Annotated in this window: 12 protein-coding genes; 5 read left to right on the plus strand and 7 right to left on the minus strand. The window is 72.9% G+C overall.

The window, feature by feature from the left end; translation table 11 throughout:
• Positions 1-210: 210 nt before the first annotated feature.
• Both AB0J10_RS10445 and pulA read left to right on the plus strand, forming a co-directional pair.
• A complete protein-coding gene (locus AB0J10_RS10445; RefSeq protein ID WP_363059879.1) occupies positions 211-1,899 on the plus strand; it encodes a carbohydrate-binding module family 20 domain-containing protein in 1,689 nt (562 codons plus the stop codon).
• Between the two features lie 308 nt (positions 1,900-2,207).
• A complete protein-coding gene (pulA, locus tag AB0J10_RS10450) occupies positions 2,208-7,565 on the plus strand; it encodes a pullulanase-type alpha-1,6-glucosidase (RefSeq protein WP_363059881.1) in 5,358 nt (1,785 codons plus the stop codon).
• 30 nt (positions 7,566-7,595) lie between these two features.
• Here pulA and AB0J10_RS10455 read toward each other — a convergent pair whose 3' ends face one another.
• Positions 7,596-8,333, minus strand: coding sequence for a TetR/AcrR family transcriptional regulator (locus tag AB0J10_RS10455; RefSeq protein WP_363059883.1), 738 nt, complete (start codon positions 8,331-8,333; stop codon positions 7,596-7,598).
• A 63-nt stretch (positions 8,334-8,396) separates the two neighbouring features.
• Between AB0J10_RS10455 and AB0J10_RS10460 the strand changes: the two genes are divergently transcribed.
• The gene (locus AB0J10_RS10460) at positions 8,397-8,792 is read left to right on the plus strand and encodes a hypothetical protein (RefSeq protein ID WP_363059885.1); all 396 of its coding nucleotides are present in this window, start codon (positions 8,397-8,399) and stop codon (positions 8,790-8,792) included.
• Positions 8,793-8,848: 56 nt separating this feature from the next.
• Here AB0J10_RS10460 and AB0J10_RS10465 read toward each other — a convergent pair whose 3' ends face one another.
• Together AB0J10_RS10465 and AB0J10_RS10470 are read right to left on the minus strand one after the other, a co-directional pair.
• Positions 8,849-10,759 carry a hypothetical protein gene (locus tag AB0J10_RS10465; RefSeq protein ID WP_363059978.1) on the minus strand — a complete coding sequence of 637 codons (1,911 nt, stop codon included), beginning with the start codon at positions 10,757-10,759 and terminating at the stop codon, positions 8,849-8,851.
• A 66-nt stretch (positions 10,760-10,825) separates the two neighbouring features.
• Positions 10,826-11,638: a tyrosine-protein phosphatase gene (locus AB0J10_RS10470; protein WP_363059887.1), complete on the minus strand. Its 813-nt coding sequence runs from the start codon at positions 11,636-11,638 to the stop codon at positions 10,826-10,828.
• A gap of 143 nt (positions 11,639-11,781) precedes the next feature.
• Here AB0J10_RS10470 and AB0J10_RS10475 point away from each other — a divergent pair, with 143 nt between their 5' ends.
• The gene (locus tag AB0J10_RS10475) at positions 11,782-12,219 is read left to right on the plus strand and encodes a hypothetical protein (RefSeq protein ID WP_363059980.1); all 438 of its coding nucleotides are present in this window, start codon (positions 11,782-11,784) and stop codon (positions 12,217-12,219) included.
• Positions 12,220-12,338: 119 nt separating this feature from the next.
• Here AB0J10_RS10475 and AB0J10_RS10480 read toward each other — a convergent pair whose 3' ends face one another.
• The 4 genes from AB0J10_RS10480 to glnII form a co-directional block, all read right to left on the minus strand.
• Positions 12,339-13,865, minus strand: coding sequence for a DUF1996 domain-containing protein (locus AB0J10_RS10480; RefSeq protein ID WP_363059889.1), 1,527 nt, complete (start codon positions 13,863-13,865; stop codon positions 12,339-12,341).
• A gap of 261 nt (positions 13,866-14,126) precedes the next feature.
• A complete protein-coding gene (locus AB0J10_RS10485; protein WP_363059891.1) occupies positions 14,127-15,119 on the minus strand; it encodes an NAD-dependent epimerase/dehydratase family protein in 993 nt (330 codons plus the stop codon).
• A gap of 73 nt (positions 15,120-15,192) precedes the next feature.
• Positions 15,193-15,861 (minus strand): winged helix-turn-helix domain-containing protein, encoded by a 669-nt coding sequence (locus AB0J10_RS10490; protein ID WP_363059893.1) that lies wholly within the window; start codon positions 15,859-15,861, stop codon positions 15,193-15,195.
• 463 nt (positions 15,862-16,324) lie between these two features.
• Positions 16,325-17,356 (minus strand): glutamine synthetase, encoded by a 1,032-nt coding sequence (gene glnII, locus AB0J10_RS10495; RefSeq protein WP_363059895.1) that lies wholly within the window; start codon positions 17,354-17,356, stop codon positions 16,325-16,327.
• A 518-nt stretch (positions 17,357-17,874) separates the two neighbouring features.
• Here glnII and AB0J10_RS10500 point away from each other — a divergent pair.
• Positions 17,875-18,786: a Gfo/Idh/MocA family oxidoreductase gene (locus AB0J10_RS10500; protein WP_363059897.1), complete on the plus strand. Its 912-nt coding sequence runs from the start codon at positions 17,875-17,877 to the stop codon at positions 18,784-18,786.
• The last annotated feature ends 113 nt before the right edge of the window (positions 18,787-18,899 follow it).

The raw sequence follows: 18,899 nt of genomic DNA on the forward strand, positions 1-18,899 counted from the left end.
CGCCATCTGCCCGCAGGGTGAAATACCTTGCAGGCAGATGGCGTCCGTGTTTCCCGGATGTGTCCGAACTGTTGACCGGGCAATCGTTCGGGCCTACCGTCACCTGCGCAGAGGGTGCTTTCAGTTTTGCAGCAAGAACCTTCAACACCCCCACCACAGGCCCTCGCTCACCACCTCCCACCTCCCTTCCTGAGCCGCAGGAGGAAGCACATGGCCAGCAGATCTCTGGCTGCCGCGCTCGCCGTCGTGGCGGGCACGGCAGCCGCGGTGATCGCGCCACCCGGGGCAGCGCAGGCGGCCCCGCCCGGCACCAAGGACGTCACCGCCGTCCTCTTCGAATGGCGCTTCGACTCGGTCGCGCAGGAGTGCACCGGCACCCTGGGCCCGGCCGGGTACGGGTACGTCCAGGTCTCCCCGCCCCAGGAGCACATCCAGGGCGGGCAGTGGTGGACGTCGTACCAGCCCGTCAGCTACCGGATCGCGGGGCGGCTGGGCGACCGCGCCGCGTTCACGAACATGGTCAACGCCTGCCACGCGGCGGGTGTCAAGGTCGTCGTCGACACGGTCATCAACCACATGGCGGCCGGAAACGGCACGGGCACCGGAGGCTCGTCGTACACCAAGTACGGCTACCCCGGCCTGTACTCGGCCCCGGACATGGACGACTGCACCGCGCAGATCACCAACTACCAGGACCGTGGCAACGTCCAGAACTGCGAGCTCGTCGGGCTCGCGGACCTCGACACCGGCGAGGAGTACGTCCGCGACAGGATCGCGGGCTATATGAACGACCTGCTGTCGCTCGGCGTCGACGGCTTCCGCGTCGACGCCGCCAAGCACATGCCGGCCGCGGACCTGGCCGCGATCAAGGCCAGGCTCAGCAACCCGGGCGCGTACTGGAAGCAGGAGGCCATCCACGGCGCCGGTGAGGCCGTCCAGCCGGACGAGTACCTGGGCAACGGCGATGTGCAGGAGTTCCGCTACGCCCGCGACCTCAAGCGGGTCTTCCTCAACGAGAACCTGGCGTACCTGAAGAACTTCGGCGAGGGCTGGGGCTACATGACGAGCGGCAAGTCCGCCGTCTTCGTCGACAACCACGACACCGAGCGCGGCGGCGACACCCTCAACTACAAGAACGGCGCCGACTACACGCTGGCGAACGTGTTCATGCTGGCCTGGCCGTACGGTGCTCCGGACGTCCACTCCGGCTACGAGTGGTCCGACAAGGACGCGGGGCCGCCCAACGGCGGCACGGTGAACGCCTGCTACAGCGACGGCTGGAAGTGCCAGCACGCCTGGCGCGAGATCTCCTCCATGGTCGCCTTCCGGAACGTGGCGCGCGGTCAGGGTGTCACGAACTGGTGGGACAACGGAGCCGACGCGATCGCCTTCGGCCGGGGCGACAAGGCGTACGTGGCCGTCAACCACGAGACCTCCGCGCTCACCCGCACCTTCCAGACCTCGCTCCCGGCCGGCGACTACTGCGACGTCCAGTCGGGCACGGGCGTCACGGTGAACGGCGCCGGCCAGTTCACCCGGACCCTCGGCCCGAACACCGCCGTCGCGCTGCACACCGGTGCGAGGAACTGCGGCGGCGGAGCGACCGCCTCCGGGGCCTCGTTCGCGGTCAACGCCACCACCGTCCCGGGCCAGGACATCTATGTCACCGGCGACCATGCCGCCCTCGGCAACTGGAACACCGGCAGCGCCCTCAAGCTCGACCCGGCGGCCTACCCCGTGTGGAAGCTCGACGCCGGCCTCCCCGCCGGAACCTCCTTCCAGTACAAGTACCTGCGCAAGGACGGCGCGGGCAACGTCACCTGGGAGACCGGGGCGAACCGCACCGCGACGGTCCCGCCCACCGGCAAGGTGACCCTGAACGACACCTGGCGGTCCTGAGGACCAGGGCCGGGCGGGCGCGGCCGCCGCGTCGCCGCCCGTCCGGACCCCGGCCGAGCACGGCCGGGTCGGCGCCACCCCACCTCGGCCGTGCCGCCGGACCGGGGCGGGCCCGGTCCGAGGAGTCCCGTGAGCCAGGGGCCGGGGGTGACGGGCCCGAGGAGCAGCCCATGAGCCCACGAGCCCACGGGCACAGCCGGTTTACGACGCTTTCCGCCCAGCACCGACGAGTTCCGACGCATCCGACACGACCACCCACGCGTTCCGACACGAGTACCGACGAGTCCAGACCAGTGAGGAGAACCCTGGTGACACCCCCCTCGCGCGCCCGGCGCAGAACGGTGGCGGCCGGTTTGGCCGTCGCCGTGTGCGCCGCACTCGCGCCCGCCGTGCCCGCCGCCGCGGCGAAGCCGCCCGCCCCACCGTCCGACGCGCGGCTCGCCGCGCAGCCCGCCCGGCACGACCTGACGCGCGAGCAGTTCTACTTCGTGCTGCCGGACCGGTTCGCGAACGGCGAGCGGGCCAACGACCGCGGGGGCCTGACCGGTTCACGGCTGGAGACCGGCTACGACCCCACCGACAAGGGCTTCTACCAGGGCGGCGACCTCAAGGGCCTCACCAAGCGCCTGGACTACATCAAGGGCCTCGGGACGACCGCCATCTGGCTCGCGCCGATCTTCAAGAACCGGCCCGTGCAGGGCAGTGGCAAGGACGCGTCGGCCGGCTACCACGGCTACTGGATCACCGACTTCACCCAGGTGGACCCTCACTTCGGCACCAACCGGGACCTGGAGACGCTGATCGACAAGGCCCATGCCAAGGGCATGAAGGTCTTCTTCGACGTCATCACCAACCACACCGCCGACACCGTCGACTACGCCGAGAAGGCCTACGGCTACCGCCCCAAGGGCTCCCACCCGTACCTCGACAAGGACGGCCGTCCGTTCGACGACCGCGAGGGGATCCCGCGCGGCGGGGTCGACGCCGACTCCTTCCCGTACACCCCGGTCAAGGGCGAGGGCGCCGTCACCAAGGTCCCGTCATGGCTCAACGACCCGACGATGTACCACAACCGGGGCGACTCCACCTGGGCCGGCGAGAGCGCCGAGTACGGCGACTTCGTCGGACTGGACGACCTGTGGACCGAGCGGCCCGAGGTCGTCGAGGGCATGAAGCGGATCTACGAGAAGTGGGTCCGCGACTTCCGGATAGACGGCTTCCGGATCGACACGGTCAAACATGTCGACCTGGACTTCTGGACCCAGTGGGCGACCGCGCTGGACGCCTACGCCGCCGAGCGGGGCCGCGAGGACTTCTTCATGTTCGGCGAGGTGTTCTCCGCCGACACCGCCGTCACATCGCCGTACGTCACCCGGGGTCGGCTCGACTCGACCCTCGACTTCCCCTTCCAGGACGCGGCCCGCGCCTACGCCTCGCAGGGCGCCGACGCCGGCCGGCTCGCCAGGGTCTTCGCCGACGACTACCGGTACACCACCGACAAGGCCAACGCCTACGAACAGGTCACCTTCCTCGGCAACCACGACATGGGCCGCATCGGGACGTTCCTCAAGCAGGACAACCCCGCCGCCGGCGACGCCGAACTGCTGAAGCGGACCCGCCTCGCCAACGAGCTGATGTTCCTCAGCCGGGGCAACCCGGTCGTCTACTACGGCGACGAGCAGGGCTTCACCGGCGCCGGCGGCGACAAGGACGCCCGCCAGACGCTCTTCGCCTCGAAGACCGCCGACTACCTCGACGACGACCAGTTGGGCACGGACCGCACCCACGCCGACGACGCGTACGACACCCGGCACCCCGTCTACCGCTCGATCGCCGCGCTGTCGAAGCTCACCCGAGAGCACCCGGCGCTGCGCGACGGCGTCCAGCAGGAGCGGTACGCGAAGGGCTCCGTGTACGCCTTCTCCCGCACCGACGCGACGAAGCGCGCGGGAGCCGTCGAGTACCTGGTGGCCGTCAACAACGCGACGACCGAGAAGACCGTGACCGTGCCCGTGGACTCGACGGAGTTCCGGGCCCTGTACGGAGGCTCCGGTACCGTCCGCGCCACCGGCGGCCGGGCCACCGTCACCGTGCCCGCGCTGTCCTCGCTGGTGCTGCGCGCGACCGGGCCCCTCGCGCCCCCCGCCGTGAAACCGTCCCTCACCCTGAAGGCCCCGGCCGCCGGGGCGACCGGCACCGTGGAGATCTCGGCCGACGTCCGCGGCGGACAGCTCAACCGGGTCGTGTTCGCGGCGCAGGTGGGCAACGGCAAGTGGCGCACCCTCGGCACCGCCGACCACGCCCCGTACCAGGTCACCCAGCACATCACGGCACCCGCCGGAACGCCCCTGCGCTACAAGGCGGTCGTCGTCGACAGCCTCGGCCGCACCGCGAGCGCCCTGGCCGCCACCACGGCCGGCCAGGTCCCGCCGCCCGAGAAGCCCACGGCCGTCGAGCGCACCCACGCGGTCGTCCACTACAAGCGCGCCGACGGGGACTACGACGGCGCGCAGCTGAAGGCCGCCGGGACCACGGCCGCGTTCACCGGCCGCGACGCCTGGGGCGCCTTCGCCTGGGTCAAGGTCCCCGAGGGCGCCTCCACCCTCGCGTACACCGTCGAGAAGGACGGCACGCCCGACGGGCCGCAGCGCAGCATCGACCTCGGCCGGACCGGCGAGGTCTGGATCACCCAGGGCCAGGACGGCCAGTCCGGTACCGCTCCCGACGGCGCCCGCCCGCCGCAGGACCCGAAGAAGGCCGTGCTCCACTACCACCGGGCCGAAGGCGACTACGACGGCTGGGGCCTGCACACCTGGACCGGTGCCGCCGAGCCCACCGACTGGTCGAAGCCGCTGATGCCGGTCCGGAAGGACGCGTACGGCGTCACCTTCGAGGTCCCGCTCGCCGACGGCGCCGACTCGCTCAGCTACATCGTCCACAAGGGCGACCAGAAGGACCTGCCGACCGACCAGTCGCTGTCGTTCGGCAGCCATGGCCGGGAGGTGTGGATGCTCGCCGGGCAGCCGAAGTACCTGCTGCCGATGAGTGGCGGAGCGCCCGCGCCCGACCTGTCGAAGGCCGAGGCGCAGTTCATCGACCGCAGCACCGTCGTCTGGAAGGTGAAGGCCACCGACGCCACCAGCCAGCAACTCGTGTACGCGCCCGGCGGCGGCATCGGGATCTCCCCCGGAGCCTCCGGCCCGGGAGGTGCCCCCGGCGGTGCGCTCTCCGACGAGGGGCAGTGGCTGCGCCTCACCCCGTCGACGCTGACCGAAGCCCAGAAGGCGAAGTTCCCGCATCTGAAGGACTTCCCCGCCTTCACCGTCGACCTGCGCGACCGCGACCGCGTCGAGGACGCCCTGCGCGGCCAGCTGATCGTCACCCAGCGCAACGCGGCGGGTGCCCTGCTCGCCGCCACCGGAGTGCAGATCCCGGGCGTCCTCGACGACCTGTACGCGGGCAGGGCGCAGCGGACCGCGCTCGGACCGGTGTTCCGCAAGGGACGCCCGACACTGTCCGTGTGGGCGCCCACCGCACGCAAGGTCGCCCTCGAACTCGGTGGGAGGACCGTCCCGATGCGCCGCGACGACGCCTCCGGCGTCTGGTCGGTCACCGGCCCGGCGAGCTGGCGGGGCAAGCCCTACCGGTACGCCGTGACCGTCTGGGCGCCCAGCGTGCGGAAGGTCGTCACCAACAAGGTCACCGACCCGTACTCCACCGCCCTCACCACGGACTCCGCCCGCAGCCTCGTCGTCGACCTCGCCGACCCGAAGCTCGCGCCCGAGGGCTGGTCCACGCTGCGCAAGCCGGCCGCCGTGCCGCTGAAGGACGCCCAGATCCAGGAGCTGCACGTCCGGGACTTCTCGGCCTCCGACCGCACCGCGAAGCACCAGGGCGGCTATCTGGCCTTCACCGAGCGCGGCTCGGCCGGGATGAAGCACCTGACGTCCCTCGCGGAGAGCGGCACCTCCTACGTCCACCTGCTGCCCGTCTTCGACATCGGGACCATCCCCGAGCGGAAGTCCGACCAGTCCGTACCGGACTGCGACCTGAAGGCGTACCCGCCGGACTCCGAGGAGCAGCAGGCGTGCGTCGCGAAGGCGGCGGCGAAGGACGCCTACAACTGGGGCTACGACCCGCTGCACTACACCGTCCCCGAGGGCTCCTACGCCTCCGACCCCGAGGGCACCCGCCGCACGGTCGAGTTCCGGCGGATGGTGCAGGGCCTGAACGGCGCCGGGCTGCGTACCGTCATGGACGTCGTCTACAACCACACCGTCGCGAGCGGCCAGTCGGAGAAGTCCGTACTGGACCGGATCGTCCCCGGCTACTACCAGCGGCTCCTCGACGACGGCTCCGTGGCCACGTCCACCTGCTGCGCCAACACCGCGCCCGAGAACGCCATGATGGGCAAGCTCGTCGTGGACTCGGTCGTCACCTGGGCGAAGGACTACAAGGTCGACGGCTTCCGCTTCGACCTGATGGGACACCACCCGAAGGCGAACATGGTCGCCGTCCGCAAGGCCCTCGACGCGCTGACCGTCGAGAAGGACGGCGTCGACGGGAAGAGGATCGTCCTGTACGGGGAGGGCTGGAACTTCGGGGAGATCGCGGACGACGTCCGGTTCGTCCAGGCCACCCAGAAGAACATGGCCGGTACGGGGATCGCCACCTTCTCCGACCGGGCGCGGGACGCCGTCCGCGGCGGTGGCCCGTTCGACGAGGACCCGGGCGTCCAGGGCTTCGCCTCCGGACTGTTCACCGAACCCAACGCCTCCGAGGCCAACGGCACCCCGGCCGAGCAGCGGGCCCGGCTGCTGCACTACCAGGACCTGATCAAGGTCGGGCTGTCCGGCAACCTGGCGTCGTACACCTTCACCGACACCCGGGGCCGTACGGTCAAGGGCTCCGAGGTGGACTACAACGGCTCACCGGCCGGCTACGCGGCGGCACCCGGTGACGCCCTGGCCTACGCGGACGCCCACGACAACGAGACGCTCTACGACGCGCTCGCGTTCAAGCTGCCGCCGTCCGTCTCCGCGTCCGGCCGCGCCCGGATGCAGGTGCTGGCGATGGCGACGGCCGCGCTGTCCCAGGGACCCGCGCTGTCCCAGGCCGGCACCGACCTGCTGCGGTCGAAGTCCCTGGACCGCAACTCCTACGACAGCGGTGACTGGTTCAACCCCGTCCACTGGGACTGCCGCGACGGCAACGGCTTCGGCCGCGGCCTGCCGCCGGCCGCCGACAACAGGGCCAAGTGGCCGTACGCCGAGCCGCTGCTGACCGCGCCCACGCTGAAGCCCGGCTGCGCGGAGATCACCGGCGCCTCGGCCGCCTACCGCGATCTGCTGAGGATCCGCACGACCGGGAAGGAGTTCGGACTCGGCTCGGCGGACGAGGTGCAGTCGGCGCTCTCGTTCCCGTTGTCGGGGACGGACGAGACACCGGGGGTGATCACCATGCGGCTCGGTGGTCTGGTCGTGGTGTTCAACGCCACGCCGGATCGGCAGACCCAGCGGATCGGCGCCCTCGCGGGCACCTCCCACCGGCTGCACCCGGTCCAGGCCGGGGGGTCCGACCCCGTGGTCAAGTCGGCGTCGTACGACGGCGCCACCGGCACCTTCGCGGTGCCGGGACGCACGGTCGCCGTCTTCGACCGCGGCTGACGCGCGGCGGCGCGCCGGGGCCCTCGGGGCTCAGGCGCGCTGCTGCGGAACCCGTGCCGCCGGTGCCGGGGACGGCGCCTGCGGCACCAGGGCCACGAGCCGGCCGACGAGGTCCCCGAGGGGCCCGTCGGCCGGCTCGTCCTTCATGACGCGCTCCAGCACGGCAGCCATGTCCGGGTCGTACGCCGCGGGCACCGCCACCAGCGCCGCGAAGTCGTGGACCAGTTGGAGCTCCAGCTCCGCCCGCGGTATGTCCCGCCCGTCCAGCCAGATCAGCGCGGTGGACTCGGCCAGTGAGACCCAGGACCGCACCACCAGCCGCAGCCGGGGCGCCGGGTCGGTGACGCCGAGATGGGCCATGATCTGCTCGTAGGCCGCCTGGCGGACCCCGTCGATCACCGCACTGGTGGTGCCGGTCCCTGCCGCGGGACCGCCTCGCATCAGAGCCGAGAACCCCGGCCCGTGCTCGTCGACGAAGTCGAAGAACCGGCGCATCACCCTCAGCAGCCGTCCGCCGAGCGGTCCTTCGTGCCGCTCCGAGAAACGGTGGGCGAGGTCCTCCGCCGCGCGCCGCAGCGCGGCCTCGTACAGGCTCTGCTTGCCGGGGAAGTAGTGGTAGACGAGCGGGCGCGAGATGCCCGCGGCGGCGGCGATCTCGTCGATCGACACCTCGTCGGGGGAGCGGTGGCTGAACAGCTCCAGCGCCACCCCGATCAGCTGCTGCCTGCGCTCTTCGACGCCCATCCTGCGGCGAACCCCGGTCGTCATGCGAACAGCCTAACGGCCGGGCCTCGGACACCGTCCGCCGCTCGGCCGTTAGGCTTCCGGAGCATGACCGCTTCTGACCAGGAGACACCTGCGGAGACGCCGGCCCCTTCGGACGCTTCCGCACTCGTGGAAGCGCCCGCGCCGGCGGGAGTGCCCGCGGTGGACGGGACCGTACCCGTGGACGGGCCCGCAGCCGCGCCGGGGGCCATGACCCCCCGCCAGGCCCGGACGCTCCGGATCGCCGCGGCGTCCGTCGTGCTCGTGGCGCTCGGTGCGGTCCTGGCGGTGCGGCTGGCCAGCCGCACGTCGGTCCTCGTGGTCGGGGTGTACGGACTGGCCATGATCCTGTGCGGAGTTGTCATCGAGCTCAGCCGCCACGGCCGCACCCGGCTGGGCACGTATCTGCTGGGCGCGGGCCTGGCGGCGGCCCTCGCGGCGGACTGGCTGCTGCTGCCCTGACCGCTCGGCTCCGGACACATCGGCCCCACCCGTCCCGTCCGTGCTCCGGGCGCCGTTCAGCGCAGGGCACGCATCCGGGCCCCGTCCGCGAGCCTGCCGTCGAGCTCCACCCGCACTCCCTGGCGCGCCGGCAGGACGAGGTGGTTGCCCACCGCGCTGCCGGTGACCCCGCCGGAAGTACGTACGGAGGCGACGTCCTCGCTGCCCGCGGCCAGCACGTACCACCGGCCCGTGCGGGACTTCCACAGCACGCCCGCCAGCACCCGCGGGTCCCGCGGTCCGCACGCGGGCGCCACCTCGGACCGGGCCACCACCACACCGGGCGACTGGACCGGCGGGCCCGACTGCGGCGGCTGGAACTGGGCGAGCACCCGGCCTCCCGTGCCGCGCCAGGTCTCGGCACGGGTGCACACCCAGGCTGCCCTGCCGTCCCCCTCCGGCAGCCACTGGCGGGTGTAGCGCCAGGCGTTGACCTCCCGCACCCCGTTCGAGCGCATCGTGGGCAGCAGACAGGCCGTGCGCGCCCAGACGGTGCGGGCCTCCTCGGGAGCGCCGGGGACGTCGCCGGCGGACCGCGGAGGCCCCCAGGTCAGCCGGGCCGGAACGATCTCGCCGAGATCGGTGACCAGCCGCCGGGAGCCGCCGCCGGCCAGCTCCAGCGCGGGCCACGACCGGCACTCGCGAGCCCCGGCCGGGCTGGGCAGCGCGTCGGTCACCCCGTGCGCGTCGCGCCCCAGCGTCCGGGGCTCGGCGTCCGGATCGAGCAGGTCCCGCGCCGAGGCCCCGCTCACCCAGGGCGCGGTCAGATAGCGGACCTCACCGCCACCGCGGCCGACGAGCAGCGCCCCGGCGGTGGGCGCGTCCGCGGAGTCGGTCCGAGCGAGGTCCAGCGCCGGGGCGCCGCTCGCGCCCCCGTCCGGCTCCGCGTACCGCACGACGCGCAGCCCGTCGTGGAACAGCACCACCCGGGTCCGGCCCACATCGCCCGCGAACAGCAGCTGCGGCGCCCCCATCGGCGGCCCCGGCGGGGTACCGGGAGTCGCGGACACCTGCACCGCCGCACCGGGCCGCGCCCAGACGGCGAGCGCCCGGCGCAGCAGTTCGCGGTCCCCGGTCAGCGAGCCCCGGGCGGGCCAAACGGAGAAGTCCGTGCGGCTGGAGCTCCGCCAGGTCTGAGCGCCGATCCGCTGCAGCCGGGCCGGGTCCAGCGCCGCCTCGGCCGCCGGATGGCGCGCGTACAGCGGAGCGGCCGCCTCCGCCGGCGCCCAGCCCTCTCCGGGCAGGCTCAGCAGTGTGCCGGACACCAGAACGGCCGCGGCCGCCGCCAGCGCGGCCTTCGCGTGCCGCCGGCGGCGCATCAGATCGGTCGGCCGGGCCTGCAGCGAGCAGGGGTCGAACTCGGGGGACTCCAGCAGATCGACCGCCGTCCTGCCCTCCGGGGTGCGGAGCCCGTCCGCCGCCGCGAGCGCCGCGTGCGGGTCGGCCACCCCGGCGCCGGTCAGGACCTGCCGCACCGCGGCGTCCGCCAGTCCCTCCAGGGCGCGCAGCACGTACGCGGCACGCGCGGCCCCGGGCAGCGCGGACAGCCGCTGGTCCAGCGCGAGTTCATCGGCGCCACCGGAACGCGGGAACAGCCGCAGCCCCCGCACCTGGGGCAGCAGCGGCGGGAACTGCACACGCCTCGGCCAGGCCCGCCGCATCAGTGGAAGCCCCGCGTCCAGCGCCTGCCGCAGCACCCGCCCGCGGACGAACGCGTATCCCGGCGCGGCCGTTCCGCGTGGGGCCGGCACCCGTGCCTCACGGGCCTGCGGCAGCCGGGCCGCGCGGCCGCGCGGCAGGGAGCGCTGCACGATCCAGTGGGCGGTCAGCACACGGCGGTTACGGCCGAGGGAGGGCGGCAGGACGAGGTAGGCGATCCGCACCAGACGCGGATAGTGCTCCACGAGCGCGGCCTCGGCCTGCTCCACGTCGACGGCGGCGGGGGCGAGTTCCTGGGTGCTCACCTTCAGCAGAACGAGCGAATACTGCGATAGTCACCAGCCCCGGCCGGCGGGTCCCGTGAGACGGGCGCGGATCCGTGCCACCGTCTCGTCGCCCACTCCGAGCCCGTCCCTCACGTACCGCTCCAGCGAGCCGTGGAGCCTGGTCACCTCGTCCAGGGCGGCGGCCAGGTACTCCGGTGTGACACCGATGAGGGTGAGCGCGATCTCCGGGTCGCCGCCCTGGGCGGTGAAACCCTCCACGAGCGGCGCGAACGCCTGCCGCACCGCCCGGTTCACCGAGAGGTACTCCGCCATCACGGTGTCCTCGTCCGCGCCGAGCAGGCCCAGCACGACGGCCGCGGCCCAGCCCGTGCGGTCCTTGCCCGCCGTGCAGTGGAACAGCAGCGTCCCGGCGTCCGGCTCGGCCAGGGCCTCCAGGAAGGCCCCGTAGCCGCGCCGGGCGGACTCCGTGGAGACCAGGGCCCGGTAGGTGTCGGCGAACAGGGCGTGCGCCCGCCCCCCGCCCAGCTCCCGCTCGGCTGCCGCCGGATCGCCCAGGACCTCCCGCAGCCGTGCTGCCGCGGGCACCGTTCCGGAGGCCAGGAAGTCCGCCAGCACATCGGCCGCCAGTACGCGGGTGCCCGGCGGAAGGCGGTCGGGCCGCGCCCGGCGTTCCACCTCCGTGCGGAAGTCGAAGACGGTCCGGACGCCCAGGGCCGCCAGGGCCGGGTCCCCCGCGGTGTCCAACCGGTCCAGCTGCCCGGACCGCAGCAGCAGCCCCGGGCGCACGACACGGCCGCCGGGGAGCGGGGTCGGGCCGAGGTCGCGCAGATTGGCGACGGTGGCCGCGGGGATCGCGGGCATGGCGGCGGCTTCTCCCTGGTGCGCATGGGGCAGCTGGTGCGGGTGCGACGTGCGGCACGTTACCCCCCGTTCCTCTGCACACCAGGGCGCCGACCGGGCACGATGGCCCGATGAGTACGCGACGAGCTCGAACCACCACTCCGATGGCCCTGGCCGCGCTGGCGCTGACGGCCGCCACGGTCCTCACCGCATGCGGCGGGGACGGGGACGAGGCCCCCGACGTGCCGAAGACGGCGACCGGGAGCCTGGAGCAGCTGGCGAAGCAGGCCGAGTGCGAGCCCAACATCCAGACGGACGCGAAGGAGCTGCGGCAGGCGAACTGCACGACGAAGGACGGCAAGTACGTCCTCGCCACCTTCGCCACCGACCGCGGCCAGCGCGAGTGGATCAACGAGGCCAAGGACTACGGCGGTTCGTACCTCGTCGGCAGGATGTGGGTCGCGGTCGGCGACGAGAAGGTCGTGACGGCACTGCGCGGCCGGCTCGGCGGGACCGTGGAGAGCGGCGCCTCGCATGGCGGGCACTCGGGGAGCGGTACCGGCAGCGGGGGGAACGAGGACGAGCACTCCGGCCACCACTGAGCAGGCCGCGCAGGTATGGGGGAGGGGGAGACGGGCCGGGGAGGGGTTCGGCGGAAGGTGGCGCCGAACCCCGGGACTCGGGCGGGGAGCCCGGGGATCGGCGCCGGCTCAGCGAGCGGTCAGCGGCACTTGCGTCCGCCGTTGATGCAGTTCACCACCTTGTTCATCAGCTTCTGGTCGAAGACGTTGATGAAGTCGCCGTGGTCGGTGATGGGCTTGTGCAGCTGCTCCGGGAAGGAGTCGACCGCGAAGACGCTCGGGTTCGCCCCGTCGAAGACCGGCGGCGGCACGTCGTAGACGATGCGCTGCACGAGCTGCGGAATGGCCCGGAAGCCATTGGGGCAGGCACCGTTCGCCTGGGCGAAGGCGACATGGGTCCGGTGGTTGGCGCTGTCGGTGTTCTGGCCGTCCCAGCAGCTCTGGAACTTGAAGGTCCGCACCACCTGGCTGCCCTCGGGGCAGATCGGGTACTTGTCCTTCAGCTGGCGGTTCTCGAACCCGGTGCAGCTCCACGACGCGTTCGCGTTCGCGTCACCGTTGACGAACGCCTTGGCATCGCCGGTGATGATCCGGAGGAACCGCGGCATCGCCGTCACCTTGGACCGCGGGTTGCCGACGAAGTTCAGCGTGACCTGCGACGGCGTCTGGATCTCGCCGACGTTCTGGTCCTTGCCGCCGCCGTCGGCGTTGGCGTCGTTCTCCTGCTGGCCGTTCTGCAGCCGCAGCACCGGCCAGTAGTACGTCGACCTGTCGCCCTGGTTCGCACAGGTCGTCTGCCCGTTGGCGAGGTCGTCGTCGCTGGCGAAGGCGTCGTTGGCCTGGTTGCCCACGTAGTCGTGCATGTGGTGGGCGCCGTTGGCGACACCGGGAGCGACGATCACGTTGTCCGGGTTGAACTTCCCGTTCTCGTTCACACCGCAGCTGGTCGTGAACGTGCCCCGGGAGGCACCGCGCCGGTTGCGCGGGTTGTTGACGTTCGGCTGGACGGACTGGATGTCGACGAAGTCGGACTGCTCGGGGCCGTTGCCGGCCTGACCGCCGTTGCCGTCGCCCTGGCCGTTGTCCTGGCCCTGGTCCTGACCGCCGTTGTCCTGGCCCTGGCCCTGGTCCTGGCCGTCGCCCTGACCTTGGTCGCCTCCCTGGTTCTGGTCGCCTCCCTGGTTCTGGCCGTTGTTGTCGTCGGCCCGCAGGGTGCACGACGCCATGGACTCGAGGCCCTGCGGCTTGGGAGCCTTGCCGCGCTCGATGAGTGCCGCGATCCGCTGGAGGATCACCGTCCGCTCGTTCTTCAGCGGAGTGAGGATCTGCTGCTGCCCGTACCGGGGGTCGCTCTCGATCCGCTGCCTGAGGTCGGCGAAGCGCTTGTACGCCGTGGTGATCTGGGTGTCCAGCGTGGCGAGTTCGCGGTCGACGTTGGCGCGCTCCTTCTGCGGCACCACGTCCAGTTCGTTACCGACGTCCGGGCAGTCGATGGTGGAGACCGACCGGCCGGCGGCCTGGGTCCCGTTGGGGTTCTGACCGCGGCTCTCACCCGCGGATGCGTAGACGTTGACCGCGACCAGCCCACCCCCGCCCAGAATCAGGGCAGCCGAGGCGGCGATCGCCCGGTTTGCCAGCGTTGAGCGTTTGCGTGTTGTGCGTGCCATGGAACTCCAATCCCGGGGTGGGAGCAACGCGCCGTTCCATACGGAATCGCGCGGCGCCACGTTCAGACGGGACCGGAATTCGTAGAAAACTCCATCCGCAAAACGGATGCCACCGGGTGCCAACGGGCATGCCCCCGAAGGCGGTTGCCGAAACCCCCGCGGCCGCGCCGGTCCGGGTGCGCGTGCCGCAGGGGTACCCCCGCCGGGCACGGCCCGAACGGTGCGGCGGGGCAGCGGGGCCGGCCTTCGCGTCCCGGGCGCTCAGGAGCCGCCGAGCAGCGCCGACTCCTGGGCCGCGGACAGGCCGACCGGGCTCCGGTCCGGACGCAGGGGAGCGTTTCCGCCCAGCCCCTGGAGCCATGCCCAGGTGTCGGCGACCGTCTCCTCGGCCGGCCTGCAGTGCAGACCGGCCGCCAGGGCCCTGGAGACGTCGGCGCAGTGCATCGCGTCGTACGCCTCGCCGCGCGGCAGCCACACCGGCAGGTCCGTCCAGGGCTCCACCCCGGCCGCAGCGATCCTCCCGGCGTCGAGCCAGCGCAGCTCCGCGCCGGAGCCGGTCGCCCGGACGCACGCCTCCAGCAGCCCGCCCATCGTGGTGTGGCCGGGCGGCGAGACCAGGTTGAACGGACCGGTCAGCCGCTTCTGCGCCGCGTCGAGGGTCCACAGGGCGAGATCGCGCACGTCGACGAACTGCACCGGCAGGTCGCTCGGGCCCGGAGCGGGCACCGTACCGCCGCGCGCCGTCCGGTTCAGCCACCACGGCAGCCGGCCCACGTTCTCCCAGGGCCCCAGGATCAGCCCCGCGCGCACCAGCAGCGACCGGTCGGCGCCGAAGGTCTCCGTCACGGCCAGTTCGCCGCCCCGCTTGTCGCGGGCGTAGTCGGTCGGCCCGGCGTCCGCCGCGGCACCCGCCACCAGCGGGCCGTCCTCGTCGAGTCCCGCGGCCGCCGGCCACGCGTAGACCGAGCGGCTGGACACGTAGACGTAGTGGCCGACCCGGTCCGCGAGCAGCCGTGCCGAGGCGAGGACGGCGGACGGGGCCGACGACCAGGTGTCGACGACGGCGTCCCACTCGCCCTCCGCGAGCGCGCCGAGCCCCTCCGGCGCGTCCCGGTCGCCGCGCAGCACCCGCGCGCCCGCCGGGGCCTCGTGGTGCCCCCGGTGGAACACCGTCACCTGCCAGTCGCGGGCCAGAGCGGCCTCCACGACGGCCCGCCCCACGAACTCCGTACCGCCCAGCACCAGAAGTCTCATGGCGTCGAGAGTGCCCGCTCACCGGCTCCCACGTGCGGAATTCCGCTGCGGGGAGAATCCGGCCGCGCCCCCCTCAGGGCGCGTACCTGTAGCCGACCCGCCGCACGGTCTGGATCGTGCGGCGGTGCTCGGCGCCCAGCTTGCGGCGCAGCCGCGCCACATGGACGTCGACGGTGCGGCCGTCGCCGACGTGGCCGTAGCCCCACACCGTCGTCACCAGCTGGTCGCGGGTGTGCACCCGGTGCGGGTGCGCGACGAGATGCGCCAGCAACTCGAACTCCAGGTAGGTGAGGTCGAGTTCCCGTTCGCCGACGGTCGCCGTGCGCCGTGCGGTGTCGACATGGACGGGGCCGGCCGGCCTCCTGCCGGCGCCCGGTCCGCTCCGGTCCGCGCCGTGCTCCGTGACGGAAGACGTGACCGGGGACGCGACCGGCGGTCGGGGAACCGGGACGGGGACGGCGGACGCGTCCGGAGCGGCGGACGCCGGGAACGGCGGCTGCCGGCCGGCGGGCACGAGCACGAGGTAGCCGACCATCGCAGGCCGGCCCGGGAGCGAGGGCACGGAGTGCTGGGGCGCCGGCAGCCAGGTGGCGACCGGTGGGAGGAAATGCGCCACGGGCACCGTCTCGTCGGGGTCGACGGCCCGAATCCGGTGCGCGCCCTGCGCGGTGGCGGCGGGGCGGGGGACGGCCGCGGCGGGGAAGGAACGCGGTGCAGCGGAGGAGGTACGGGAGTTCGCCATGAGGTCAGCTCTTTCGCGTGAGGAGCCGCCGATGCCGGGACGGTCGGCCGGGCGGCGGAACGGACGGACGTACGTCGTGCGCGTCGGCCGATGGCCCCGGAAGTGTGCGGATCACCCGGCGGGACGGCGGGGGGCCGGGCCGGGATCGGAGGGCTGGATCCTCCGGAGGGGCTTCAGAGGGTCGACGCGTTCCTCGCGCGGCAACACACACGGTCGAAGTCGTGGTGCTGGCGGGAAGGCCAGAACGGCTCGAGGTCGCTGCGACTCGTCACACCGCTCCAAGGGCTGGCCATTCCCCCATTGAAGCAGACGGCACGGCACGGCAGCAGTCCCCTCTCACGGGTCGGACACCACCGCCGTACCCGGGAAGTGCCGTTCGCGTCGCGATCGCGGTGCTCGTGCCACACGGAAAGGGGCGCCCGCCGGATGACCGGCGGGCGCCCCTTCCGAAGCGGCTGCGGGATCAGACCTGGCCGGCCTTCTCCAGCGCGGAGCAGCAGGTGTCCACCAGCAGGCGGGTCACCACGTAAGGGTCGACGTTCGCGTTCGGGCGGCGGTCCTCGATGTAGCCCTTGCCGTCCTTCTCGACCTGCCACGGGATGCGCACCGAGGCACCTCGGTCGGAGACGCCGTAGCTGTACTCGTTCCAGGGGGCCGTCTCGTGCAGACCGGTCAGACGGTCGTCGATCCCGGCGCCGTAGTTCTTGACGTGGTCCAGCGGCTTGGAACCCTCGCCCAGCGACTCGCACGCGGTGATGATGGCCTCGTATCCCTCGCGCATCGCCTTCGTGGAGAAGTTGGTGTGCGCGCCGGCGCCGTTCCAGTCGCCCTTCACCGGCTTCGGGTCGAGCGTCGCGGAGACGTCGAAGTCCTCGGCGGTGCGGTACAGCAGCCAGCGGGCGATCCACAGCTGGTCCGCGACCTCCAGGGGCGCGAGCGGGCCGACCTGGAACTCCCACTGGCCCGGCATGACCTCCGCGTTGATGCCGGAGATGCCGAGACCCGCCTGCAGGCAGTTCTCCAGGTGTGCCTCGACGACGTCGCGGCCGTGGATCTCGTCGGCGCCGACACCGCAGTAGTAGCCGCCCTGCGGGGCCGGGAAGCCGCCGACCGGGAAGCCGAGCGGACGGTCCCCGTCGAAGAAGGTGTACTCCTGCTCGATGCCGAAGATCGGGTCCTGGGCGGCGAACTTCTCCGCGACCTCGACCAGCTGGGCCCGCGTGTTGGACGGGTGCGGGGTCATGTCCGTGTTCAGGACCTCGCACAGCACCAGCACGTTGTCGCCGCCGCGGATCGGGTCGGGACACGAGAAGACCGGCTTGAGCACGCAGTCGGACGCGTGACCCTCGGCCTGGTTGGTGCTGGACCCGTCGAAGCCCCAGATGGGAAGCTCGGAGACGTCTGCGGCGGAACCCGTCAGAATCTTCGTCTTCGAGCGGAGCTTCGCGGTCGGCTCGGTGCCGTCGATCCAGATGTACTCAGCCTTGATGGTCACGGGCCCTCATCCTTTGCGGGTGCAGCGGGTATGAGGCGCAGCTTCGCAACCCCGGATTTCCCGCCCATTGCTCGATTGTGAACCCCGTGTTACTCGGAGATCCCGCGGTCCCCGGGCCGCCCGTGCGCCCCGATTCCCACCGGATCGCGGGCGAACGACCCGGACCGGGACCCCGGTGGAGCGCGGCCGGCTGACCCGGACCGGGAGTCCCCGGACCGCCCCGGAGGACGTGCCGGCACCCGGCCGACGGGGCACGGGCACGGCGCGGGGTCCGCGAGGGCGCCGAGGCGTACCGGAATGGCTGCCTGAGGAGGCTTGGCCGCACCGCCGCACCCGTCGTATACGCCCGGTGATCCATGGGTCGCCGGGGGAGTGGTCCCGGCCGAGCGTCGAGGGCGGGCGTCAGCTGCGGTGCGGCCGGACGGCCTGCCGGCCCCGGCGGACGGTGTCGAGCGGCCCGGCGGGTGACCGCCCGTCCCCCCGTTCCTGCGATGCCGCCCGCGGGGCAGACTGGCCGCATGACGAGACTGCGCATCGGACTGGTCGGAACGGGCCCCTGGGCGGAGCGCACCCAGGCACCGGCTCTCGCCGCGCACCCCGGGGCCGTCCTCAGCGGTGTGTGGGGGCGGCGCCCGGAGGCCGCCGGCGCGCTCGCTTCGGCCCACGGGGTGAAGGCGTACGAGGACGTGGACGCGCTCATCGCGGCGAGCGACGCCCTCGCGTTCGCCCTGCCGCCCGACGTCCAGGCCCCGCTGGCGGCCCGGGCGGCCGCCGCCGGACGGCATCTGCTCCTGGACAAGCCGGTGGCGACGACGGTGGCCGGGGCCCGTGAGGTGGTGGCGGCCGCGGAGGGTTCGGGGGTGGCGTCCGTCGTCTTCTGCACGCTGCGGTTCGCGGCGGAAACGGCCCAGTGGATCGGCGAACAGGCCGCGGCGGGCGGCTGGTTCACGGGCCGGGCGCAATGGCTCGGCTCGCTCTTCGGGCCCGGCTCGGCGAGCCCGTACGCCGCCTCGCCCTGGCGGCGGGAGAGGGGCGGGCTGTGGGACGTCGGCCCCCATGTGCTGTCCGTGCTGCTGCCGGTGCTGGGCGACGTCACGGAGCTGACGGCGCTGCGCGGCCCGGCCGACACCGCCCATCTGGCGTTCCGGCACGCCTCGGGGGCGTCGAGCACGGCCACCGTGGGACTGAGCGCGCCTCCCGAGGCGGCCGGCGTGAGCATCGACCTGTACGGGGAGCGGGGACGCGTTCCCATGCCCTCGTGGAGCGACGCCGTCGGCTCGTTCCGCTCGGCTGTCGACGCCCTGCTGCAGTCGGTCCGCACGGGCGATCCGCACGCCTGCGACGTACGACTCGGCCTGCGGCTCACGGAGGTTCTGGCGCAGGCGGAGGAACGGCTGGGGGAGGCACGGTCCGGGGCGACCGGGGGCTGAACCCGGCAACCCGGGCCGCCGGAGGCCCGGTCCGGCGCCCTCCCGAGGGGCCGCCGGAACGGGCGGCCTCGGGAGGGCGCCCCGCAGAACGGCGCGCTGGGGTGGTCCCGTCC

It is taken from the genome of Streptomyces sp. NPDC049887 (genome assembly GCF_040656535.1).
Taxonomy (GTDB): domain Bacteria; phylum Actinomycetota; class Actinomycetes; order Streptomycetales; family Streptomycetaceae; genus Streptomyces.